This window comes from Geothrix oryzae, assembly GCF_030295385.1.
Taxonomy (GTDB): Bacteria; Acidobacteriota; Holophagae; order Holophagales; family Holophagaceae; genus Geothrix; species Geothrix oryzae.
On record NZ_AP027079.1, the window covers coordinates 1,552,079 to 1,574,901 of the forward strand.

The 22,823-nt window shown below is 69.5% G+C and carries 22 protein-coding genes; 15 read left to right on the forward strand and 7 right to left on the reverse strand.

The genetic code is table 11. From position 1 onward, the window contains the following. Window positions 1-48 precede the first annotated feature (48 nt). On the forward strand, window positions 49-1,128 hold the full coding sequence (buk, locus tag QUD34_RS15170) for a butyrate kinase (RefSeq protein ID WP_375380014.1): 1,080 nt from the start codon (window positions 49-51) through the stop codon (window positions 1,126-1,128). Window positions 1,129-1,153: 25 nt separating this feature from the next. Here buk and QUD34_RS07130 read toward each other — a convergent pair whose 3' ends face one another. Both QUD34_RS07130 and QUD34_RS07135 read right to left on the reverse strand, forming a co-directional pair. Continuing rightward, complete coding sequence (locus QUD34_RS07130; protein ID WP_286355912.1) at window positions 1,154-1,885, reverse strand: nitroreductase; 732 nt, start codon at window positions 1,883-1,885, stop codon at window positions 1,154-1,156. A gap of 50 nt (window positions 1,886-1,935) precedes the next feature. Next, the gene (locus QUD34_RS07135) at window positions 1,936-2,838 is read right to left on the reverse strand and encodes a bifunctional enoyl-CoA hydratase/phosphate acetyltransferase (protein WP_286355913.1); all 903 of its coding nucleotides are present in this window, start codon (window positions 2,836-2,838) and stop codon (window positions 1,936-1,938) included. A 52-nt stretch (window positions 2,839-2,890) separates the two neighbouring features. Between QUD34_RS07135 and QUD34_RS07140 the strand changes: the two genes are divergently transcribed. From QUD34_RS07140 to QUD34_RS07170, 7 genes are all read left to right on the forward strand, one after another. Next, complete coding sequence (locus QUD34_RS07140) at window positions 2,891-3,313, forward strand: TfoX/Sxy family protein (protein WP_286355914.1); 423 nt, start codon at window positions 2,891-2,893, stop codon at window positions 3,311-3,313. Next, window positions 3,310-3,831, forward strand: coding sequence for a GNAT family N-acetyltransferase (locus tag QUD34_RS07145; RefSeq protein WP_286355915.1), 522 nt, complete (start codon window positions 3,310-3,312; stop codon window positions 3,829-3,831). The genes QUD34_RS07140 and QUD34_RS07145 overlap by 4 nt, the downstream gene beginning before the upstream one ends. Next, a complete protein-coding gene (locus tag QUD34_RS07150; protein ID WP_375380003.1) occupies window positions 3,828-4,535 on the forward strand; it encodes a 16S rRNA (uracil(1498)-N(3))-methyltransferase in 708 nt (235 codons plus the stop codon). The genes QUD34_RS07145 and QUD34_RS07150 overlap by 4 nt, the downstream gene beginning before the upstream one ends. Window positions 4,536-4,599: 64 nt before the next feature. Continuing rightward, on the forward strand, window positions 4,600-7,818 hold the full coding sequence (locus QUD34_RS07155) for a S41 family peptidase (protein WP_286355916.1): 3,219 nt from the start codon (window positions 4,600-4,602) through the stop codon (window positions 7,816-7,818). 205 nt (window positions 7,819-8,023) lie between these two features. Continuing rightward, entirely contained in the window at window positions 8,024-8,455 is a 432-nt protein-coding gene (locus tag QUD34_RS07160; RefSeq protein WP_286355917.1) for a hypothetical protein, read from the forward strand. 111 nt (window positions 8,456-8,566) lie between these two features. Next, window positions 8,567-9,256, forward strand: coding sequence for a methyltransferase (locus tag QUD34_RS07165; RefSeq protein ID WP_286355918.1), 690 nt, complete (start codon window positions 8,567-8,569; stop codon window positions 9,254-9,256). A gap of 507 nt (window positions 9,257-9,763) precedes the next feature. Then, a complete protein-coding gene (locus tag QUD34_RS07170) occupies window positions 9,764-10,192 on the forward strand; it encodes a PaaI family thioesterase (RefSeq protein WP_375380015.1) in 429 nt (142 codons plus the stop codon). On the opposite strand, the gene QUD34_RS07175 is transcribed toward QUD34_RS07170, so the two are convergent. The 3 genes from QUD34_RS07175 to QUD34_RS07185 form a co-directional block, all read right to left on the reverse strand. After that, a complete protein-coding gene (locus tag QUD34_RS07175) occupies window positions 10,193-11,341 on the reverse strand; it encodes a M29 family metallopeptidase (protein WP_286355920.1) in 1,149 nt (382 codons plus the stop codon). 86 nt (window positions 11,342-11,427) lie between these two features. Continuing rightward, window positions 11,428-13,359, reverse strand: a complete 1,932-nt coding sequence (locus QUD34_RS07180; protein ID WP_286355921.1) for a HEAT repeat domain-containing protein — start codon at window positions 13,357-13,359, stop codon at window positions 11,428-11,430. Window positions 13,360-13,450: 91 nt separating this feature from the next. Next, window positions 13,451-13,825 (reverse strand): PilZ domain-containing protein, encoded by a 375-nt coding sequence (locus tag QUD34_RS07185; protein WP_286355922.1) that lies wholly within the window; start codon window positions 13,823-13,825, stop codon window positions 13,451-13,453. Between the two features lie 109 nt (window positions 13,826-13,934). On the opposite strand from QUD34_RS07185, the gene mtgA reads away from it, so the two are divergent. Then, complete coding sequence (gene mtgA / locus QUD34_RS07190; RefSeq protein WP_286355923.1) at window positions 13,935-14,660, forward strand: monofunctional biosynthetic peptidoglycan transglycosylase; 726 nt, start codon at window positions 13,935-13,937, stop codon at window positions 14,658-14,660. A 54-nt stretch (window positions 14,661-14,714) separates the two neighbouring features. Here the strand turns inward: mtgA and QUD34_RS07195 are convergent, their stop codons facing one another. Further along, the gene (locus tag QUD34_RS07195; protein WP_286355924.1) at window positions 14,715-17,795 is read right to left on the reverse strand and encodes a ligand-binding sensor domain-containing diguanylate cyclase; all 3,081 of its coding nucleotides are present in this window, start codon (window positions 17,793-17,795) and stop codon (window positions 14,715-14,717) included. Window positions 17,796-17,946: 151 nt separating this feature from the next. On the opposite strand from QUD34_RS07195, the gene QUD34_RS07200 reads away from it, so the two are divergent. From QUD34_RS07200 to nudC, 6 genes are all read left to right on the forward strand, one after another. After that, window positions 17,947-18,933 carry a malate dehydrogenase gene (locus QUD34_RS07200; RefSeq protein ID WP_286355925.1) on the forward strand — a complete coding sequence of 329 codons (987 nt, stop codon included), beginning with the start codon at window positions 17,947-17,949 and terminating at the stop codon, window positions 18,931-18,933. A gap of 108 nt (window positions 18,934-19,041) precedes the next feature. Beyond that, the gene (locus QUD34_RS07205) at window positions 19,042-19,254 is read left to right on the forward strand and encodes a hypothetical protein (protein WP_286355926.1); all 213 of its coding nucleotides are present in this window, start codon (window positions 19,042-19,044) and stop codon (window positions 19,252-19,254) included. 106 nt (window positions 19,255-19,360) lie between these two features. Beyond that, window positions 19,361-19,630: a MoaD/ThiS family protein gene (locus QUD34_RS07210; RefSeq protein ID WP_286355927.1), complete on the forward strand. Its 270-nt coding sequence runs from the start codon at window positions 19,361-19,363 to the stop codon at window positions 19,628-19,630. A gap of 1 nt (window position 19,631) precedes the next feature. Further along, window positions 19,632-20,741: a WD40/YVTN/BNR-like repeat-containing protein gene (locus tag QUD34_RS07215; RefSeq protein ID WP_286355928.1), complete on the forward strand. Its 1,110-nt coding sequence runs from the start codon at window positions 19,632-19,634 to the stop codon at window positions 20,739-20,741. A 102-nt stretch (window positions 20,742-20,843) separates the two neighbouring features. Further along, window positions 20,844-21,149 (forward strand): hypothetical protein, encoded by a 306-nt coding sequence (locus tag QUD34_RS07220; protein ID WP_286355929.1) that lies wholly within the window; start codon window positions 20,844-20,846, stop codon window positions 21,147-21,149. A 24-nt stretch (window positions 21,150-21,173) separates the two neighbouring features. Beyond that, on the forward strand, window positions 21,174-21,926 hold the full coding sequence (gene nudC / locus QUD34_RS07225) for an NAD(+) diphosphatase (protein ID WP_286355930.1): 753 nt from the start codon (window positions 21,174-21,176) through the stop codon (window positions 21,924-21,926). Between the two features lie 5 nt (window positions 21,927-21,931). Here the strand turns inward: nudC and QUD34_RS07230 are convergent, their stop codons facing one another. Then, a complete protein-coding gene (locus tag QUD34_RS07230; protein WP_286355931.1) occupies window positions 21,932-22,702 on the reverse strand; it encodes a cyclic nucleotide-binding domain-containing protein in 771 nt (256 codons plus the stop codon). Between the last annotated feature and the right edge of the window lie 121 nt (window positions 22,703-22,823).

Here is a 22,823-nt window from a genome sequence, read left to right on the forward strand (position 1 = left end):
GGCGAGTGGAAGCGCACCCCCAAGGACACCTTCTTCCGGCGCCATCGCGTGCTGGTGCTGAACCCCGGCTCGACCTCCACCAAGACCTCGATCTTCGAGGGCGACGAGGAGCGCTTCACCGAGGAGCTCCAGCACCCGGCCGAAGAGCTGAAGGCCTTCGAGGGGCGGCCCATCACCGAGCAGTTCGCCTTCCGCAAGCAGTCCGTGCTGCGCTTCCTCGCGGACAAGGGGCTGTCCCTGGGCGATCTCGATGCCGTGGCCGGCCGGGGCGGCCTGCTGCGGCCTATTCCCCACGGCACCTGGACCGTGGGGCCCGCCATGCTGGAGGACCTGAAGGCCGGCCAGCGCGGCGAGCACGCTTCCAACCTGGGGGCGCTCATCGCCTCCGAGCTGGTGGCCGGAACGGGCAAGCCCGCCTACATCGTGGATCCCGTGGTGGTGGACGAGGCCGATCCCAAGGTGAAGATCACGGGCCTGAAGGAGCTGCCGCGCCGCGTGATCAGCCACGCCCTCAACCAGATCGCCACGGCCCGCCGCTACGCCGAGGAGCACGAGACCTTCTACGAGCGCATCAATGTGATCGTGGCCCACATGGGCGGCGGCATCACCGTGGGCGCCCATCGCCGGGGCCGCTACATCGATGTGAACAACGGGCTGGATGGCGAAGGGCCGTTCTCCCCCCAGCGCACGGGCACCCTGCCGGTGGGGCAGCTCATCGACCTCTGCTTCTCCGGCAAGTACACCAAGGCGGAACTGAAGCTCCTGAACAAGGGGCGGGGAGGCCTCATCGACCTGCTGGGCACCTCCGACATGCGCGAGGTGGAGCGCCGCGTGGACGCGGGCGACGCCGAAGCGAAGGCGGTCTATGACGCGCTCGCCTACCAGATCGCCAAGGCCATCACGGCCCTCGTGCCCGCCTTCGGCGGCGACCGCATCGACGCTGTCCTGCTCACGGGCGGCATGGCGCGCTCGCCGAAGCTGGTGGGCGAGCTGAACCGCCTCACCGCGGCCCTGGGCTGCCCCGTGAAGGTCTATCCCGGCGAGAACGAGATGGCCGCCCTCGCCAAGGGGGCCCTGCGCGTGCTGTCCGGACGGGAGACCGCCAAGGACTATCCCCCTCAGGCTTAAGGGCCAGCAGCGGTCCTACTCGTCCCTACTCGTCGTAGAACCGGGCGAACTCCGAGACGGGCGCCCGCTCGGTGACGAGGGCGTTCTCGGGGGCCGAGGGATCGGCGTACCCGAGGGCCATGCCGCAGATCACCATCTGCTCCGGCCCCAGGCCCAGCTCCTCGGCGATGACGCGGTGGAACTGGGTGAAGGCGGCCTGGGGGCAGGTGTCCAGACCCCGGGCCCGGGCCGCCACCATGATGTTCTGGAGGAACATGCCGTAGTCCAGCCAGCTGCCCACCTGCAGGATGCGGTCCATGGTGAAGATGAGGCCCACGGGCGCATCGAAGAACCGGTAGTTGCGGCCATGCTGCGCGTGCATGCCGGCCCGGTCCGACTTCGCGATGCCCAGGAGGCCGTAGAGATCCCAGCCCACCTTCCGGCGTCGCTCGAGGTAGGGCGAAGTCCATTCCTTAGGGTAGTAGTCGTACTCCCGCTCGTGGCGGGCCAGCTCCGCGGGGTCGGCGTAGATCGCGAGGATCCTGTCCGAGAGCCGCGCCAGCGCCGCGCCGGTCAGCACATGCACCTGCCAGGGCTGGAGGTTCGTGCCCGAAGGCGCCCGCGAAGCCACCCGCAGGATGTCCTCCACCGCGGCCCGGGGCACGGGCGTGGGCTGGAAGGCCCGGATCGAGCGGCGGCCCGTAATGGCGGCATCGACGAGGGCGGTTTCGGCGGTGGTGGGCGGGGCTGTGGGGTCGATTGGGTCGTTCGGGTTCACGGGCGCACGCTCCCAGGGGCTGGTCCCCTTCATTCTGCCGCGGACCCGGCTCAGGCCAGCAGGGCCGCCAGGGCGATGGAGCTGAGCTTGGTCTTGGCGCTGTCGCCGCGGCTGCTGAGGACGCAGGGGACGCGGGCGCCCGTGACGACGGCGGCGATCTCGGCGCCGCCCAGCTTGGTGCCGGCCTTGTAGAAGGTGTTGCCCGCCTCGAGGTTGGGGAAGAGCAGGCAGTCGGCATCGCCGGCCACGGGGCCGCCCATGCCCTTGATGCGGGCCGACTCGGGGTCGATGGCCCCGTCCAGGGCCATGGGACCGTCCACGAGGGCCCCCTTGATCTGGCCGCGGTCCGCCATTTTCGACAGCATGGCCGCCTCGGCGCTGGACGCGATCTTCGGCATGACCTGCTCCGAGGCCGACAGCACGGCCACCTTGGGGACTTCCACCCCCAGGGCCCTGGCCACCTTCACCAGGTAGCCCAGGATGGCGACCTTCTCCTTGAACTCGGGCTCGGGGATCACGGCCACATCGCCGGCGATGAGGAGCTTGGGGTGGCCCGGATGCTCCATCACGGTCACATGGCTCAGGATGGCGCCGGGATCGAGCAGGCCCTGCTCCTTGTTGAGGATGGCCCGCATGTACTTGTCCGTGCTGAGCAGGCCCTTCATGAGCAGATCGGCCTCGCCGAACCGGACCATGGCCACGGCCTTGGCGGCGGCCTCGGTATCCGTCGGCGCATGGACCATGCGGAAGCGCTCCTTCGGCAGGCCCTGCTCCTGGCAGACCTTCACCATGAGGGGTTCATCCCCCACGAGGATGGCCTGCACCAGGCCCGCCTCCACGGCGGCGTTCACAGCCTCCAGGGTGTGGGCGTCGTTGGCCCAGGCCACCACCAGCCGCTTGTGGGGACGGTTCTTCACGGCAAGGAGCAAGTCGTCGAGGGTGTTGATCCGCATGGGGGATCCTGTCGAAAGGCCGGTCGTACCGGCGGGCCCTGGGGAAGGTAGCATGGTCGCCATGGCCGTCTCTGTGAGCTTCCGCACATACCTCCTGGAACAACTGGGGCGGATCCGCCCCGTCACCGCACGGGCGATGTTCGGCGGTCTCTGCTTCTTCGCCGAGGGCCGCGCCTTCGCCCTGGCGGACGACGGCGTGCTGTATTTCAAGGTGGACGCCACCAACCGCCCCGATTTCGAGGCTGCGGGCATGGGCCCCTTCCTGCCCTTCGGCGACCCCGGCAAGCCCATGGGCTACTACGAGCTGCCCGAGGATGTGCTGGAGGATGCGGACGAACTGGCCCGCTGGATGGCCAAGGCCATCGCCGTGGCAGAGCGGGCCAAGGCCAAGGCCAAGCCCAAAGCCAAGCCCAAAGCCCCGGCCGCGCCCAAGGGGCCCGCAAAGCCCGGGACCCGGGGGAGCTCGCGCCGATGACGACCGCCACCCTCCGACCCGCCACCGTGGCGGACGCCGCCCTCCTGGCCGACTTGGGCGCCCGCACCTTCACCGAGACCTTCGAGGCGATCTGTTCGCCGCCGGATCTGGCGGCGTTCCTCCAGGCGACCTACGGCGAGGCGCTCCAGCGGGTCGAGCTGGCCGATCCTTCGCGGCCGGGCCTGGTGCTGGAGCTGGAGGGCGTTCCCGTCGGCTTCGCGCAGCTCCGCCTGGGGCACCGGGAGCCCTGCGTGGAGGGTGCGCGGCCTGCGGAGCTGCAGCGCATCTACCTCCTGAGGTCCGCGCAGGGCGGGGGCCGGGGGGCGGCCCTGATGGCGGCCTGCCTCGACCTGGCCCGGGCCTGGGGCGCGGATGTGCTCTGGCTGGGCGTGTGGGAGCACAACGACAAGGCCCTGGCCTTCTACGGCCGCTGCGGCTTCCGCGAAGCCGGCGACCACATCTTCCAGATCGGGCAGCAGGTGGACCGCGACCTGATCCTGGTGAAGGACCTGGCTTGAACCTGGTGCTGCTGCTCCCGGAGGACCTGGTGGCCCCGGACCGCGCCCGCCTCACCGGGCGGCGGCTGGCCCATGTGCGCGAAGTGCACCGGGCCGCGATCGGAGCCGACCTCGCCGTGGGCCTGCTGGGCGGGATGATGGGCCGGGGCAGGGTGCTGCGCCTGGACGACGAGTCCCTGGAACTGGCCCTGACGCTGGATCAGGCGCCGCCGCCCAAGCTGCCGCTCACCCTGCTGATCGCCCTGCCTCGGCCCAAGGTCCTGAACCGGGTGGTGGCCGCCGCCGCCAGCCTGGGCGCCGCGCGCCTCGTGCTGCTCAACGCGTGGAAGGTGGAGAAGGCCTACTGGGCCAGCCCCCGCATGAGGCCCGAGAACCTGCGCGACCAGCTGATCCTGGGGCTGGAGCAGGCCAAGGACACGGCGCTGCCGGAGCTGCGCCTGGCGCGGCTCTTCCGGCCCTTCGTGGAGGACGAGCTGCCGGGGCTGCTGGCGGGCGGCACGGGCCTCCTGGCCCATCCCGGCACCGGCGGGGCGGCGCCGAAGGTGCTGGCGGGGCCGATCACCCTGGCCATCGGCCCCGAGGGCGGGTGGATCGAGGCGGAAACCCAGAGCCTCCTGAAGGCGGGGATGCGCCCCCTGGATCTGGGCCCCCGCATCCTCCGCACCGAGACGGCCCTGGCGGCGCTGGTGGGCAAACTCTTCTAGACGCTCCGGTTCCACATTCATCGTTTCACGATGTATGATGGCGAACCCGTTCCCGGAGTCTTTGATGCTGAGCTTCCGCGTTTCCGCCCTCGCGCTCGTGGCCTTTGCCCTGGTGGCCCAGGACCGCGCCCCCCGCTTCGTCAGCGCGCCCGATGTGAAGGGCGACCGCGTGGTGTTCACCTGGGAGGATGACCTCTGGCTCGGCTCCCTCAAGGGCGGCGCCGCCCGGCGGCTCACGACGCATCCCGGCCTGGAGACGGCGGCCCGGTTCAGCCCCGACGGCCGGTGGATCGCCTTCAGCGCCCAGTACGACGGTGTCACCCAGGTCTATGTGATGCCCGCGGAGGGCGGCGCGCCCAGGCGCCTCACCTGGGCGGGCGCGGCCACCGTGCAGGGCTGGACGCCGGATGGCCGGAAGGTCGTCTACAAGACCGTCGCCGATCACGACTTCCGCCCCGTGGAGCGGCTCCTCGCCGTGGACCTGGAGGGCCACGAGCCCGAGGCGCTGCCGGCGCCGCGCGGCGTCCAGGGCACGGTCTCGCCGGACGGCGGGCGCCTGGCCTACAGCACCAAGGGCGTGGTGGAGTACTACTGGAAGCGCTACAAGGGTGGCCGCCATCAGGACCTGTGGCTGGCCGACCTGAAGAGCGGCCGGTTCGAGAAGCTCACGGATTATGTGGGCCGGAACGGCGCGCCCATCTGGGCCGACGGGAAGGTGGTCTTCGAGTCCGACCGCGGCAGCAACGGCATCACGAACCTCTATGCCGTGGACCCGGCCACCAAGGCCGTGGAACAGCTCACGGACCTCAAGGACTTCGATGTGCAGCAGCCCAGCAGCGATGGCCGCACTGTGGTCTTCGTGCAGGGGGGGCACCTGCAGGCCCTCGATCTGGCCACCAAGGCCGTCCGCCCCGTGGCGGTGACCACCAGCAGCGATGGCTGGAAGGCCGCGCCGCGGTCCGTGAACCCCAAGGACTGGATCCAGGCCATGAGCCTGGTGGGCGGCACGGCCGTCTTCGAGGCCCGGGGCGAAGTGTTCCTCGTGCCCACGGACGCCGCGAAGCCCGCGAAGAACCTCACGCAGACGCCGGGCGTGCGTGAGCGCATGCCGCGCCTCTCGCCCGACGGCAAGCGCGTAGCCTACTTCAGCGATGCCAGCGGTGACTACGACCTGTATGTGCAGGCGGTGGACGGGACCCCGGAGCGGATCCCCACGGGCCTGAAGACCGCCCTCTATCACCTGGAGTGGAGCCCGGATGGGACGAAGGTCCTGTTCGGCGACAAGAGCTTCGCGCTGTACGTGATGGATGTCGCCAGCCGGAAGCTCACCAAGGTCGACGAGTCCCACGAGCTGAAGAACGACCAGTTCACCTGGGAGGTCAGCGACTACGCCTGGGCGCCGGATTCCCAGTGGGTCGCCTACGCCTTCGTCGAGCCCAACCGCAACAGCCGCATCCACCTCTACAACCTGTCGACCAAGCAGAAGGTCACGCTGACCGATGGCTTCTACGACTGCCTGAACCCCCGCTTCGATCAGGATGGAAGCACCCTCTACTTCCTAAGCTACAACAACTTCCAGACACGGCTCGACCCCAGCCAGGACAACCACATCCAGTCCGCGCCGGTGCAGGTCATGGCCGTGAAGCTGAAGGCCGGCGACGAGAAGCCGGCGGCTTCCTCCTCCGCCGCAGGCACCTTCCGCATCGATGTGGCGGGCCTGTCGGAGCGCATCGCGCCCCTGCCGGTGAAGCCCGGCAACCTCTTCCACCTGCAGGCCGGCAAGGGCCTGGTGGGCTGGGACGAGGTCGAAGGCTGGGACGACAGCGTCGTGGAGGAGCTCTACGGGCCCCGGGGCGCGGACAAGTGGAAGCTGCACCTCTACGACCCCGCCGCCAAGAAGGACAAGGAAGTGGTGCTGACGGATCCGGTCAGCAGCTGGACCTTCGATGCCGAGGGCAGGCGGGTGCTCATCCGCAAGGGTGCCAACTACCATGCGGGCGAGGCCGCGGCTCTGTTCGCCACCAAGGCCCTGCCCGAAAAGCTCGACCTGGAACGCATGACCATGACCGCGGCTCCCCGCGAGGAGTGGAAGCAGATCTTCGAGGACACCTGGCGCTGGTACCGGGACTTCTTCTACGACAAGGACATGAACGGCAACGACTGGAACGCCATCGGGGCCAAGTTCCGCGCCTGGCTGCCAGAGCTGAACTCCCGGCAGGAGCTGAACTGGCTCCTGAGCCAGATGGTGGGCGAGTTGAATGTCAGCCACACCTATGTGGGCGGTGGTGACCTCGGTCCCGCGCGGCCCGCGCCCAGCCTGGTGGCTCCCGGCTACCTGGGCGCCGACTTCACCGCCGACCATGGCTTCTACAAGTTCGCCAAGGTCTATGGTCCCACGCCCTATGCCATGAACCTCAAGGCCCCCCTGGCCGATCCCGCCCCCAAGGTGAAGGAGGGCGAGTACCTGCTGGCCATCGACGGGAAGGCCCTGCGGGCCCCCGAGGCCATCCAGGCCCGCCTCCAGGTCATCAAGGGCCAGAAGGTGACGCTCACCGTGAACGCCAAGCCCTCGCTGGAAGGCGCCCGCACCATCGAGGTGGAACCCGTCGCCAGCGACTGGAACCTGCGCTACGAGCGCTGGATCGCGGGCAACATCGCGGCCGTGGACAAGGCCTCCAACGGCCAGCTGGGCTACATGCACATCACGGCCATGGGCGACCAGAACATCGGCCAGTTCGACAAGTACTGGCGCGCCTTCCGCTACAAGAAGGGCCTCGTGGTCGATGTGCGCGGCAACGGCGGCGGCTGGACCGAGTACTTCATGATCGACAAGCTGGAGCGCAAGCAGGTGGGCTTCAATGTCATGCGCGGCGTGGCCCCCTTCCGCTACCCCAACACGGCCTCCGACGGCCGCTATGTCTTCCTCAGCAACGAGCAGAACGGCAGCGACGGCGAAGCCTTCCTCATGCATGTGAAGGCCCGCAACCTGGGCACCATCGTGGGCGTGCCCAGCTGGGGCGGCCTGGTGGGCATCATCAACACCCAGTTCACCCTGGACGGCGGCACTGTGGAGCAGAGCAACAACGGCTTCTACGGCCGCGAAGGGAAGTGGTGGGTGGAGAACCACGGCGCCGACCCCGACCTCACCGTGGAGAACGATCCCGCCAGCCTGCTCCAGGGCCACGACCGCCAGCTCGAAGTGGGCATCGAGACCCTGCTGAAGCAGCTCAAGGAGAACCCCACGCCGAGCTTCCCGCCGGTGCCGGCCTATCCGAAACGGTGAGCCGTTCGCAGTGATAACGGATTCACCAACCTATTTCAGTTTGTCTCGCGTATCGGCACAGCTGATCCCGAGAAGGCGCTAAGGCACGAAGAAAAACCAAGCAGGCCGGTGATGGACGAGGAGGGACGGTGGTGGGAGAGTGATCCCATCACCGTCCTCTTTGTTCAGGCTGTCTAGCGGCGGCTAGGCCCTTCTGGAGGCAGTCATGGTCTTCAGCCTCAAGCTCTGTCGTAGCTCACTGCTTATCTCTGCTGCCTTGCTCACAGGGGTGGCTTTCGTGGTGGCGGTGGGTGTCATCCCGGCGGTCAGAACGGACACTTCGCCATTAGCCATGCCGGAGAGGGCTGTTCCGGCCTTCTGGGTGAATGTGGTCTTCAACCTGATCGCTGCCACTGTTCTCGGGTTCGTTGCCTACCGAGCTGTCGGACGAAGCCGTTTTCCTACGACTAGTCTGGGGGTACTTTCGATCCTGATTCTCATCTTTGCCTATGCCTTAATCGATGCCGCCCGAGCCTTTTATTCACACGACCCATCCATGCACAACACAAGTCTGATCCTTCGCGGTTGTTCCATTACTGATGCCCTCGCTGGGTTACTTGTGATCGCCACAGCGACCTTCTTCCCAAAACGAACCTGAGCGTACCAATCCCTCCGTTCAACGCCGGTGCAGGGACTGGTTCGCTTCGTTCGTTAGGTGGAATCGAATTTTATCGTCTTCCCCGTCCCTGTTTTAGGGTTCTCTGATTCCATGGATCGTTCCTCTCGCAATCGGCTGACGGAAAAGCTGCTTCCCCAATTTGCAGGGGACACTCTGTTCGACGCCCTTGCGAGGGCCGTCTGCCGTGCGGGTTGCCTGCCGCGCAAGGAGCTCTACGAGGCCTGGGAAGTGGCTCGAAGGGTGCGGCGCCGCTTCCGGGGGAGGCGGGTGGTGGACCTGGCCTGTGGCCACGGCCTGGTGGCCCAGGTCCTCCTCCTGCTCGATGATACTTCCCCCTCGGCTGTGGCCGTGGATCAGCGGATCCCGAAAAGCGCCGCCGCGCTGGAGGCGGCGCTGTGTCAGGACTGGCCGCGGCTGCAGGGCCGGGTCAGGTACCTCGAGTCCGATCTGCGGGAGGTGCCCCTGTTCCGGGATGATCTGATCGTCTCGGCCCATGCCTGCGGTGGGCTCACCGACCTGATCCTGGCGCGGGCAGTGGAGGTCGGGGCCTGCGTGGCGGTCCTGCCCTGCTGCCACGATCTCCAGAAGGCTGATCTGGGTGGCTTGGAGGGCTGGCTGGATGGCCCGCTGGCCATCGATGCCACCCGTGCCGCACGGCTGCGCTTCCAGGGGTACCGGGTGTTCACGCAGGTGATCCCCGGAGACATCACGCCCAAAAACAGGCTGCTCATGGCCCAACCGGAGGAGGCCCGGCCTGGTTGGGCGAACCTCCATCCATGACGGGCAGGGTCGGGCCCGTTCAAAAGCCGGGCCCCGTTTCAGGACCATTGGACCTTCCCCGGGGAGAGACTTTGAACCATTCTTCACGAATGAGTGATCCCAAACCTTCCTCCAAGCGGTTCTCCCCCGCAGGCCTTGGCGTCCTGTGCCTGAGATGTGAAGGCAGTGGCCATCTGTCCGTGGATTGCGACCTCTGCGGTGGGAAGGGCGCCGTGGCCTTGAGCTGTCGAAAATGCTCCGGGACCGGCACCTATTCCCAGGCATCGGGACCGTGTTCCCGCTGCGACGCCAAGGGCGTGCTTCGGGATGGCACGCCATGCCCCCGCTGCAAGGGCCTCAAGACCCAGAAGGCATTCTCCTCGGCCTGTGCGAAGTGCTCTGGCAGTGGGTCCGTCCACCTTCCCTGCAAGAAATGCCATGGAAGCCTCAGGGTCGTCACGGATTGCAAGACCTGCAACGGCACCGGCGTTTACAGGCGGGAACCATGATCGGACCGACCCCATGCCGATGACCGACCTTCAGGAACGGATCGCCACCAGCTTCCAGGCCCAGGGTCTGATGACCACGCTCGGGGCGGAGCTGGTCCGGGTCGCGGAGGGCGAGGTGCACATCGCGCTGCCTTTTTCGGAGCGGCTGTCGCAGCAGCACGGCTTCGTCCATGCGGGCGCCATCACCAGCATCCTCGACAGCGCCTGCGGGTACGCGGCGCTGACGAAGGCCCCGCCGGGCTGCGAGGTCGTCACCGCCGAGTTCAAGATCAACCTCCTGCGGCCCGCCCTCGGGGACCGCTTCCTGGCCATCGGCAAGGTGCAGAACGCGGGCTGGTCGCTCACGGTCTGCACGGGCGAGGTCCAGGCTTTCTCCGGGGATGGATCCGCTCCCAAGGTGGTGGCGCTCATGCAGGCCACCATCGCCAACCTGCGGCCTCCGGCCTGATTAGAACCCCACTGAATACGCCCCGTCCCGCATGAGCGCCACGGTGCTTCCGTCCGCCATGGCCAGGTCCACGCTCATGACCTTCACCTCGGGCTGGGTTTCGGGGACATACACGCGGTCGATGTGGATGACGGCCTCGGGGCCGCTGAAGTCCTTTGGGCCCACCTGGCCGCCGAAGTGGTCGCTGCGGCCGAAGGCCAGGTGCAGGCCCAGCTTCTCGTCCAGCAGGATCTCGCCGATGGGTTTCACGCCGAAGGCCGCCAGCACGCCCAGGCCCAGCTCGGCGAGGTTGCCGTAGGCGGGTTCCCGGGCCAGCAGGGCGGCCTCCTCGCGGGACTTGGGGCCCTCGCTGATCACTTCCAGGGCCTTGTTCTGCTCGATGCGGTACCGCACGATCTCGGCGCCGAACTGCACGGGCATCACCCCCGCCGTGCGGCTGGGATCGCCGTCGCGCTCGCCCTCATAGGGCACGATGTAGGCCTCGCCCGAGGGCAGGTTGCCCGCCACGCCGGGCTGGGGCAGCAGGCCGCCGGAGGCGTGGCCCGTGCGGTGGCGCAGGTCCACCTGCAGGTCGCAGGGGCCCCCGGGCGTGGCGAAGCGGAAGGCGGCGCCCTCGGCCCGGTCCAGCAGGTCCTTCAGGAGGTTCACGCGGCGGTTCACCTCGGCGTAGTCCAGGCGCAGGGCGGGGATCATGTCGGCCCGGAAGCCGGGCATGGTGGCGGCGCGGATGGGGTGCTTCTTCGCCGCCATCTTCAGCGGGGCGGTGGCCGAGAACTTCGTGAGGGCGATGAGGATGGGGTGGCTGGCGTAGAGGTCGGCGAAGCTCACGGAGGCTGCGGGATCGAGCGCTTCGGCGGAGGGCAGGGGGCCGCCGGCATGGAGCCAGGCCCGCTCCGGCAGGTCGCCGTTGTTGGTGTGGACATTGGGGTAGACCACCAGGTGCGTGTCCAGGCCCAGCTCGGCGCGATGCGCGGCCAGCTCGCGGGCCCAGGCGGCAGCGATGTCGCGCCGGGCGGTCCAGTTCGCATCATCCGGCACCTTGGCATCCGGCAGGTCCACGAGGATGGCCACGGCGCCTTCGCCCGCCTGGGGCTGGAACACCCGCTGCACCAGCGCCACCAGTTCCGGTCCCGTCAGGTTCTCACTCATGCCGTCCTCCGCTTGGGAGGATGCCCCGGGTGGTGCCGTCCTGTCGAGGCCGCCTCAGAGCCTGGCCTGCTCAGAGTGTGGCCAGCTCAGAGCGTGGCCAGCAGCGCCAGCGACCGGGCGCAGGCCTGGAGGCGGGCCAGGTCATCGGGGGAGACTTCGCCGGGCGGCCGCTTTTCGGCGAGGGCCCCCTGGAAGAGGTCCGACAGTTCGGTCCAGAGGTCCGGATCCTCCGCGTGGATGGTCAGCAGGGCGTCGGCCATGCGGCGGCGCAGGGGCCAGGGATTCCGGTCGGACCAGCCGCCCTGGACGGCCCGGATGAGGGCCGCCGTGGCGGGGGCGGACAGGGGCCGTTCCGGATCGCCGTGGATCCGGGCGAGGGCCTCCACGGCCACCGCGTGCAGCACCGGAACATTCAGCTCGCGGGCCTTGGCGCAGAGTCCGAGGGCCCCCTCGGCGCTGCCCAGGTCGCGAAGGGCCTCCGCGAGGGCGATCTGGATGCGCGGCGCCTGACCGGAATGCAGAAGCCCCAGGAGGGGGTCCGCCGCCTCGGGAGCGCCGATGGCGCCCAGGGCCTCCAGGGCGGCGACGAGCACGGCTTCGCGGCTTTCCGCCTCCACGAGGCCGAGGAGATCCGGCACCAGCTCCTGCAGCCGGTGCATGGCGGCGAAGCGGAGACCCACCTGGACCTGCTCGGGGTCGGGTTCGGCGAGAAAGGCCCGCGCCGTTCCCGCAGGATCCGGCAGCTGGCCCAGGTGCCAGAGGCTTCGGTCGGCGATGTCGGCGATGGCATCCCGCTGGGCCCTGAGCAGCGCGGGCCGCAGGGCCGGGTCCTTCCGTGCGCCCAGGAGCTCCACGGCGGCGGCGCGGAGGGCGCCGTCGGGGGCGTCCAGCAGCAGGTCGAGCAGATCCAGGGCGTCGGGGGGCACCACCTGGGCCAGGGCACCGGCCACCCCGGCGTGGCCCGTGGTCTGCCGCAAGGATTCCGCGAGGCCGGGCAGCAGGCGGGCAGCCTCGATGAAGCCCTGACTGGCGAGGGCCGTGAGCCCCTGGGCCGCGGCGTCGATGGCGAAGTCGAGGCGCCGGGTCCGGTGCTGGGCCGCGTCGCCGGCCTGGCCCAGGAAGCGCGCCAGGTGGGTGGGTTTCTCTTCGGTGGCGGCGAGGAGCGCGTCCAGGAGGAAGGCATCCCGGATCCCCGGATGGTCTTCGCGGAGCGCGGCGGCCCCGGCCCGGATGCGATCGGCCTGGCCGGAAGCCAGGTCCGCCACGGCCTCGGGGTGGCGTTCCCCCCAGCGCGCTGCGAGGGCCTGGAGCGCCTGCGCCTGGACCTCGGTCCGGGGGAGGTTGCGGAAAGCGGCGAGGAGGGCCCGGGCCTCGCGGTCCTCCAGGGCATCCAGATGCGTCTCCTGCAGGTAATCCAGCAGGAAATCCGCGGCCGCTTCGGAGGGCACCAATCCCACGAGGCGGAGCGCATGGCGGAACACCAGGAGATCCGGGTGGTTCACGGCCTCCTTGAGGGCCTCCAGGCTGTCCGGCGTGAGCAGGTTCTCGAGCTGATGGGCGCCCTCGTTGGCATCGGCGGGCTGGGCGCTGCCCTGCAGGAGCCGGGAGAAGTGGTGCTGGAAGGCCTCGGCGGGATCGGATTCGCCGAGCACCACCTCGACGGCTTCGCGGAAGCCCGGCGTCGCGCGGCCCTGGGCCAGTTCCTTCAGAATGCCGATGGCGGCGGGCGTCCCCATCCGCCCGAGCGCGCGCACGCCCGACTCGAAGCGCGCCAGATCGTTCTCGTGCCGGAGCAGGCGATCCAGCACGGGGAGCCAGTCCTCCCAGGGGTAGTAGTAGGCGAACTCCAAGGTGAGCTGCTTCAGGCCGGCCGGGCAGGAGACCCGGCGGACGCGGCCGGCCAGCTCCTCCACGGCCGCGGGACCCGCCTCGGCGACGGTGCGGAAGAAGGCGAGCTGATCGGTCCGCGAGGTCGGATCGAGCCGGTCCAGGAAGATTTCGAAAGAAGGTTGCTTCATGGATCCGTCACGGCCTCTGGCTTCTCAGGAAATGTCTCATCGGCACCCGCGGGGTCGGCCATGACCTGCACAACCTGGGCTCGTCCGCGACTCATTCACGGGCGAGCTGGGCGGCCACATGGTCGGCGATGAGATCGCGCACGAAGGGGGTGATGCCCCGGAACTCCATGCCCACGAGGACATAACCGAGGGTCTTGCCCGGCACCTTGCCGAGCATCCGCAGGACCACGGCGGAGAGGGGCACCAGGGGCATGTCGGGATGATCCAGGTAGAGGGCCTCCAGGACATCCCCCACCTCCAGATTCCGGGCATCGGCCATCTGGATCTCCACGCCGCAGCCTCCGGCGCTGAGATTCACCAGGCGGCAGTCCTGGACATCGACGCCCTTGGCCCGGAAGCGGAGTCCGTACACGCGGCTGGTGGTGCTCAGGCGGGGGTATTTCCGCTGCTCGTGCTCGATGGACATCCGCGGGGCTCTCCGGGCCCGGGCGCCGCGGGGGCGGACATTCCGGAGCCGATGTCTCATTCATCGGCGCCGAGGCTGGCAGACTGTTGTTTTGGCTGGGAAGCACACGATGGCGAAGACGAAGCGTGGCTGGATGCGACGGCTCCTGGTGGGGCTGGGCTGGGCGGTGGGCCTGTTCCTGGCCTTCAACCTCGTCCTGGTGCTGGTCTTCCGGTTCGTGCCGGTGCCGGTCTCGGGCCTGATGGTGCAGCGGCGCATCGAATCGTGGTCCAGCGACAAGCCCTATGTCTCGCACCACCGCTGGGTCCCCCTGGAGGAGATCTCGCCCAGTCTGGGCGCGGCGGTGATCGCGGCGGAGGATCAGAACTTCACGGATCATTTCGGCTTCGACTGGCAGGCCATCGAGAAGGCCGTCCAGCACAACGAGCACAGCCGCCGGAAGCGGGGCGCCTCTACGGTATCCCAGCAGACGGCGAAGAACCTCTTCCTGTGGAGCAGCCGCTCCTGGACCCGCAAGGGCCTGGAAGCCTGGTTCACGCTGCTGATCGAGGCGGGCTGGTCGAAGAAGCGGATCCTGGAGGTCTACCTGAACATCGTGGAGTTCGGCGATGGCGTCTACGGCGCCGAGGCCGCGGCGCGCACCTTCTTCGGCAAGTCCGCCCGGCGGCTTACCGCCAGCGAAGCCGCCCTGCTGGCGGCCGTGCTGCCCAACCCCCGCAAGTTCCGCGCGAACGCCCCCAGCGAGTACATCCGGGGCCGCCAGAGCTGGATTCTCAACCAGATGCGGCACCTGGGCGGCGAGCAGGTGGTGAAGGACCTCGAGGCCAAACTCTAGGGTCCGATTCCAAATCCCGCTGCACCGCGGTGCCGTGAAAGTTGAAACCAGACCCTAGTCCCAGTGAAGGCTCATCACCTTCCAGGGGCCGCTGAGCAGATCGACGGTGCCGCCCTGGACGCAGAGAGAGGGCGCCTGGTCGAAGCGCTGGGCCAGACCCGGCGCCGATCCGGGCCGCCCCGCCACGCCCACCCAGCCGTCCCGGCCGGAGCGCTTGGCGGCGTAGAGGCAGCGGTCGGCCACGCGCACCTGGTCTTCCCAGGAGGCGCCCTCCAGGTGATCCGGCTGGAAGGGGAAGAGGGAGTACCCGATGGAGCAGGTGAGGGATATCGGCGTGGGAAGGCCCAGGTCGAAGGGGTGATTGCGGATGGCCTGGTGCAGGCGGGACACCACGGCCGCGGCGCCTTCGAGGTCGCTGGTGTGCCCCACGAACAGGATCTCCTCGCCGCCCCAGCGGATGAGGAAATCGGATTCGCGGGCCTCGTGCTTCAGGACATCCGCCACCTGCTTCAGCGCCAGGTCGCCGGCGGCGTGGCTCCAGGTGTCGTTCACGCGCTTGAAGTGATCAAGGTCCAGCATGGCGAAGACGATGCAGGCGTCGGTGGCGGGCTCGGACCCGGCGCGTTCGCGCCGGGTCCGCAGGGCGAGGGCCAGCACGGACGGGAGCTCTTCCGCGAGATAGCGGCGGTTGCGCAGGCCCGTGAGGTGGTCGGTGGTGGAGATGGTGGTGAGGGCGAGGTTGCTCAGTTCCAGCGCCTCGGTCCGCTGGTGGACGAGGACCTTCAGTTCTTCGTTGCGGTGCCGGAGCCAGCGGACGCGCCAGCCGAGGCCGGCCACGCCCAGGGAGAGGGCGAGTCCCCCCCAGATGAGCCAGGCCCACCAGCGGAGCCACCAGGGCGGCAGCACCTGGAAGGCGGCGGAGGCCACCGGCCCCGGACCGCCGTCCTCGAGCAGGGCGCGCACCTCCAGGCGGTAGGTGCCCGGGGGCAGGGCGGGGTAGCGGAGCTCCCGGCCCGGCAGGTCGATCCAGGTGTCCTCCAGGCCCACAAGGCGACCCTGGAACCGCAGCCGGCCCTCATGCTCGAAGGCCAGGGAGCTGAACCGCGCCGACAGCGTGCGCTCTCCGTACGGGACCGTGCCGAGCGTACCCTCGCCGGTCATCGGGCGGTCCCATTGGCGGGAGCCCAGGGTGATGGAAACCAGGATCGCCGCGGGCCATCTCCCCGGGAGCGGTCCCTCCGCATCGTGGTGATGGAGGAGGCCTGCCGTGGAGCCGAACCAGACGCCGCCATCCGCGTCCGCCCAGGTGGCGAAGGGGTTGCAGTCCGTGCCCGCCAGACCGTCTTCCCGACGGAAGAGCCGCCCCCCCCGCTCATCGAGCCGCTGCACGCCCCGGGGGCCGCCCACCCACAGGTGATCGGAGGGATCCACCGCCAGGCTGTACACCGAGTCGCTGGCGAGGCCGTCCCGCCGCGTCTTCTGCTCGATCACGCGGGGGGCCTCGCCCTTGAGATCCACCCGGGTGAGGCCCATGGGCTCGAGGTAGCCGATCCAGGCGGTGCCGTCCGACAGCGGTGCCAGGGCCCACAGGGGGGCGTTCCGCAGACCGATGTCCCGGCCCCAGAGGCGCCAGCGGCCTTGATCGAGGCAGGCCAGGCCGCGGCCCGTGGCCACCCAGAGGCGGCTCCGCGCATCCAGGTGCAGGGCCGTGATCTGCCCGAGGTCGCCCGCGCCGGGAATCTCCGCGCGCTGGAAGGAGGCGTGTCCCGAGGGGTCGGTCAGCCGCCAGAGCCCGTCGTTCGAGGTGCCGATCCACAGGGATCCGGCCGGATCGAAGGCCAGGGCCACGGGCACCGCGAGGCCCGGAGAGGGGGGCAGGGGGATGCGCGTCAGCCGCGAGCGGTCCGGGCTGACGCGCACCAGGAAGGGATGTTCCCCAGCGCCCCAGATGGCTCCGTCGGGAGCTTCCTTGAGGACATAGAGGACGAGTCCCGCGCCCGGGGCGTAGGCCTCAGGCCCGAGAGGGGCCGGGTGCCCAGGTCCGCGGGGCCTCATGCGCGCGAGGCCGTTGCTGGTGCCGATCCAGAGCACGCCGGCGCGATCGCGGACCAGGCCCCAGGTGTTGTCGGCGGGAAGTCCGTCCAGCCGCGTGAAGTTCTCCCAGGTTCCTCCGCCCTGAAGCCGGTGCAGGCCCAGGCTCGCCACCCAGAGGTTTCCCGTCCGGTCCACCAGGGCCTGGTTGGCCCACCCCGAGGGCAGGCCCCGGGTCTCATCCAGGCGTTTCCAGATTCCCGATTCCTGGAAGATCAGCAGGCCCTTGGCCGTCGGCACGAACACGCCGCCCTGGCCGTCCGAGCTGAGGGTTTCCTCATAGAAGCTGACGGCCAGGGGCGGCAGGTTCCGGGAGGGCGGGAGGAGGCGGGCGGCGCCGGGGCGGAGCACCCGCAGCTGGCTGGGTGTCCGGGCCCAGAGGGTGCCGGTGGGCCCCATCAGGAGGGCCTTCACGGATTCGGCCGGGACGCCTTCCGGGGCGGCGTAGGTCCGCCAGACGGCGTCCTCGTCGCGGTACCGGAGGACCGAGGCCCCGCCCACCCAGAGGCCGTGGGGGCCCAGGGCCAGCGAATAGGCCGGGCCGCCGGGCCATCCCTGGACGGGGGCGAAGCGCTGGCCGCGGCCGATGCTGCGGAACAGCCCCGACTCGGCGGCGACCCAGATCTGGCCCTTGGAGTCGTGGAGGATGTGATGGATCCGGGCGGAGGCCAGCGGATCGCCCGGCTCCAGAGGGTGGATGCGCCCCTCGCGCAGCACGCACAGCCCGGCGCGCGTGCCGATCCACAGGCTGCCGTCGGGGGCGGGCCCGAAGGTGCGCACCCAGGCCGAGGGCAGGCCCTCGGGCAGGCTCCAGAGCCGGAAGCTGGTGCCGTCGAAACGGTAGGCGCCCCCTTCGGTGCCCATCCAGAGGAAGCCCGTCGCGTCCTGGGCCAGGGTCGTGAGGCTGGTGTGCTCCAGGCCTTCAGAGGGGCCGTAGGCGCGGAAGACCATGCGTCCGGAGGCCGGAATGCCCACGGCCTGGGCGACCAGGGCCAGGCAGGCGAGCAGGAGGATTCGCAGGATTCGGGGGAGGGGTACGCGCATGGTTGGGCCGAATCCATCCTATCGGCTGGGGGATCGCGGAACTTTCCAGATGGCTGGCCCGTGTGCGGACATGCGTCACGGATTCCCGGCCCGACGGTTCGATGAGTCCGAGGTGAGGTATAGAATGGGCCATCTCCCAGGAGGATCCAGCATGAAGCCCCCCGTTCGCGTTGCCGTCACCGGCGCTGCCGGTCAGATCGGATACAGCCTGCTATTCCGCATCGCCAGCGGCGCGATGCTGGGCGAGGACCAGCCGGTCATCCTCCAGCTGCTGGAGATCACTCCGGCCCTGAAGGCGCTGAACGGTGTCGTCATGGAGCTCAATGACTGTGCCTTCCCGCTGCTGGCGGGCGTCGTCACCTCCGACGATCCCATGGTGGCCTTCAAGGATGCGGACTACGCCCTGCTGGTGGGCGCCCTGCCGCGCAAGGCCGGCATGGAGCGCGCCGACCTGCTGAACGCCAACGGCGGCATCTTCAAGCCCCAGGGCAACGCGCTGAGCGAAGTGGCCAGCCGCAATGTGAAGGTGCTGGTGGTGGGCAACCCCGCCAACACGAACGCCTTCATCGCGCTCTCCAACGCGCCCAAGCTCAAGCCCACCCAGTTCCACGCCATGGTGCGCCTGGACCACAACCGCGCCATCTCCCAGCTGGCCGAGAAGACCGGCAAGCCCGTCACCGCCATCAAGAAGATGACCATCTGGGGCAACCACAGCGTCACCCAGTTCCCCGATCTCTACCACGCCACCGTGGACGGCAAGAACGCCTACGAGCTGGTCAATGACCACGCCTGGTACGAGACCTCGTACATCCCCACCGTGGCCAAGCGCGGCGCGGCCATCATCGAGGCCCGCGGCCTCAGCAGCGCCGCCAGCGCGGCCAACGCCGCCATCGCGCACATGCGCTCCTGGGCGCTGGGCACCCCCGAGGGCGACTGGACCAGCATGGCCTTCGTCTCCGACGGCAGCTATGGCGTGCCCGAGGGCCTGGTCTACGGCTTCCCCGTCACCGTGAAGAACGGCCAGGTGGAGATCGTGAAGGGCCTGGAGATCAACGCCTTCAGCCGCGCCAAGATGGATGCCACCGCCAAGGAGCTCGACGAGGAGCGCCAGGCCGTGAAGCAGCTGGGCCTGATCTAGTCGGTCTACGGTTTTTTCCGAGAACGCAGGGGATCCGTCCCCTGCGTTTTTTTGACAATGGCGTGACGATCCCCGGGACCTATTCTTGGCTTGAGCCGGAGGTGGACCATGGTCGTACCGATCGAACGGCGACAGGTCTGGAGCAGGATCATCGGCGTGGAACGCCGCTCCGCGCCCCTGCACGATCTGGAGGGCCGGCCCCTCCCCGATCCCACGCGCCTCGAGGATGAGGAATTCATCGAGGCCCGGATCCGGCGGGAGGAGGAACGGATGAAGGCCGAGGCCCACCGGGAGCGGTGGCAGCGGCCGCCCGGGAAGTAGCTGCGGGCCCCCTGGGGGGTCGCGCTGGCCGCCCGGGGAAATCATTGTCCCCACAGCTTGACACTCGGTCTTGAAGGGCGGAGATTGGCGGGTCCCAGGGATTTCCATGCCCCGCGTCACCTTCACCGGCAACCTCCAGCGCCATGTGCCGTGCCCGCCCTGTGCCGTGGGCGGCGCCACGGTGAAGGAGAGCCTGGAAGCGGCCTTCGCGCTCTACCCCAGGGCCCGCGGCTATGTGCTGGATGAGCACGGCGCCCTGCGGTTCCACATGGCGATCTTCGTGGATGGCGAGCCCATCTCCGACCGGAGGGGGCTGGGGGATCCCGTGTCCGCGACCGGCGAGATCTTCGTCATGCAGGCCCTTTCCGGAGGCTGACATGTCCGACCAGCTGCTGATTTCGACGCGCAAGGGGCTCTTCTCCGCCCGGCGGCAGGGGAAGGGAGGCTGGGCCCTCGAGGGCGTGTCCTTCTTGGGCGACAATGTCTCGCTGACCCATCAGGACCCGCGGGATGGCGCCTGGTACGCGGCCCTGGACCATGGCCACTTCGGCGCGAAGCTGCACCGCTCCCGGGACCGCGGCGCCACCTGGGCCGAGATCGGCGTGCCCGCCTACCCCGCGCCGCCCGAGGGCCATGTCGAAAAGGATTTCCTGGGCCGGGAGATCCCCTGGCGCCTCATCCGCTTCTGGTGCCTGGCCCCGGGCCTCGCCTCGCAACCAGGCCTGCTCTGGGCGGGCACGCTGCCCGGCGGGCTCTTCTGGAGCGAGGACCACGGCGACACCTGGCAGATGGTGGAATCCCTCTGGAACATGCCCGAGCGCCGGAAGTGGATGGGCGGCGGCGCCGATGCCCCTGGGATCCACTCCATCTGCGTGGATCCCAGGGACGGCAACCGCGTGGCGGTGGCCGTCTCCAGCGGAGGGGTGTGGATCACCACCGATCTGGGTCGGACCTGGACGGCCCACACCAAGGGCATGCGCGCCGACTACGCACCTCCTGAGCTGGTGGAGGCCCCCGAATCCCAGGATCCCCATCGCATGGTGCAGTGCCCCGCGGCCCCGGACACCTACTGGGTGCAGCACCACAACGGCATCTTCCGCAGCACCGACAACGCCATGAGCTGGACGGAGATCACGGAGGTGAAGCCCTCGGTCTTCGGCTTCCCCGTGGTGGTGCATCCGAAGGACCCGGACACGGCCTGGTTCGTGCCCGCCATCAAGGACGAGCGGCGCATTCCCGCCGAGGGGCGCGTGGTGGTGAACCGCACCCGCGACGGCGGCCGCACCTTCGAGACCCTGCACAAGGGCCTGCCGCAGGCCTGGGCCTACGATCTGGTCTATCGCCACGCCCTGGATCTCGACGCCAGCGGCGAGCGCCTGGCCTTCGGCTCCACCACCGGGTCGGTGTGGATCAGCGAGGATGGCGGCGACAGCTGGCTCACCCTCGCCGAGCACCTGCCGCCCGTGCATGCGGTGGCCTTCGTGTAGCCGGAACCGCCGGGCCGGGGCCGCCCTCCGCAAGGGAGTAGCATGGGACTTCGGCACGGTGGGAACCCTGCCTCTTGCAGAGCCCGCCCCGGGAGGAACCCCATGACCCGTATGACCCGCATGACCCGCACACTGATGGCCCTGATGTTCGGCAGTTCCCTGCTCCTCGCCCAGATCCCCAATCCGCTGAACCTCCCGGATCCCCTGGGCCTCTCCAAGAAGCCGGCCCCGGCGCCCGCGGCACCGCGCTCCCCGAAGGAAGGCCGGGAAGGCCGCCGAGTCGAGCGGAAGCCCAAGCGGGAGCACCACGACCAGGGCAAGCACAAGGGCCAGGACAAGCGCCAGGATAGGCGCGACGACCGGCGCGATGACCGGCGTGATGACCGCAAGGGCCATGACCGGCACTAGCCAGGCCGTCGGCAGGGAGAAGGGGTGAGCGAGGTGCGCATCATCTTCCAGGGGGACCGGCTGTGGCTTCCCTCGGGATCAGCCCTCCCCGAGGTCGAGGCCGAGTTCAGCCTGCGGCTGCCCGAGGGGCATCTGGCCCTGAAGGTGGCCGGAGAGCAGGCCGTGCCCGAAGGGGTGGAGGCCCTGAGCCTTCGGGAGGCCTTCCCCCGGATGGATCTCGAGGCCTGGGTCCGCGCCGGCCGCGCCTACCAGTGGCTGGAGTGGGCGGCGGGCCACCGCTTCTGCGGCCGCTGCGCCACGGCCCTGGAGCCCGGCGAAGGCCACGGCCGGCGCTGCCCGGCCTGCGGCCTGGCGGTCTTCCCCTCGAACGCCACGGCCATCATCGTGCTCATCTCCCGCGGGGAAGGCCGGAATCGGGAGCTGGCCCTGGCGCGGTCGCCCCACTTCAAGCCCGGCGTGTACAGCGCCATCGCGGGCTTCACGGAACCCGGAGAATCCCTGGAGCAGGCCGTGCACCGGGAGGTGGCCGAGGAACTGGGCATCCGCGTCCAGGGCTTGAAATACTTCGGCAGCCAGCCCTGGCCCTTTCCCAACGGGCTCATGGTGGCCTTCCTGGCCGAGCACCTTGCAGGCGAGCTGCGGCCCGATCCCACCGAGCTGGAGGACGCCCGCTGGTTCCGTCTGGATGCCCTGCCGCCGCTGCCCGGCCCGCTGAGCATCGCGCGGTGGATGCTGGACGCGGCCGTGGCTGAAGCGGGGCTTGAAACCGGGGCCTGAGGCGGTCAGTCCCCCCCGGCCTCCAGCAGCTGCAGCGCCAACTCCGGCTGGGCGCGCAGGAAGGCCGCGCGGCGCGAGGCCGGGATCACCGCCAGGAAGCAGGCCTCTTCGGCGGTGGCCGTGGCGGCGTACGGGCGCTGGCGCAGGTAGGCCGCCAGGCCCAGGTAGCCGCCGGGCAGATCCTCCGCGCGCAGGAGGCGCGTACCGGTGGCCTCGGTGAGGCGCACGGTCCCCAGGGCCAGCTGGAACAGGGCCTCGGCCTCCGCTCCCGCCGCGAAGATCACCTCGCCGGGCTGCACCATGCGGCGCTGGGCGGCCAGATCGAAGCGGGCCCGCAGGTCGCGCAGCTCCTCGTTGGCTTCCTTCAGGCGCGAGGTGAACTGGCGACAGAGGATGCGGGTGAGCCCGGGGAAGCCCGCCATGATGGCGTCCAGGTGGGCGGGCTTCAGGTGCAGGGCCTGGCAGCTGCCCACGGCGCGCACCGTGGCCGTGCGGCGCTGGGCCCCGAAGTAGGCCATCTCGCCGATGATGGCGGGTGCCTCCGCACTGCACTCGATCTGCGCCAGAGGCCGCATTGTGCCGTCCGGCAGGGCCTTCTCCACCACCAGGCTGCCCTTGCGCACGATGAACAGATCCTGCGAATCCTCCCCCTCCACGACCAGGAGCTCGCCATCCCGGAACCGCAGCGGCGCGATGTCCGGATGTGCCGCCAGCAGCGGCCCCAGCTCCGGGTCCGAGGCCAGGTCCAGGGCGGTGGGGTCAAGAGGATCGGGCATGGAGCTATCTTGTGGCGGGGAAGAAGGATCCGCCACGGATAAACACGGATGGACACGAATGACATGACGAAGGGCGGGATCGCTCCCGCCCTTCTCTGTGCTCCGCGTCCTCTGCGGTGGA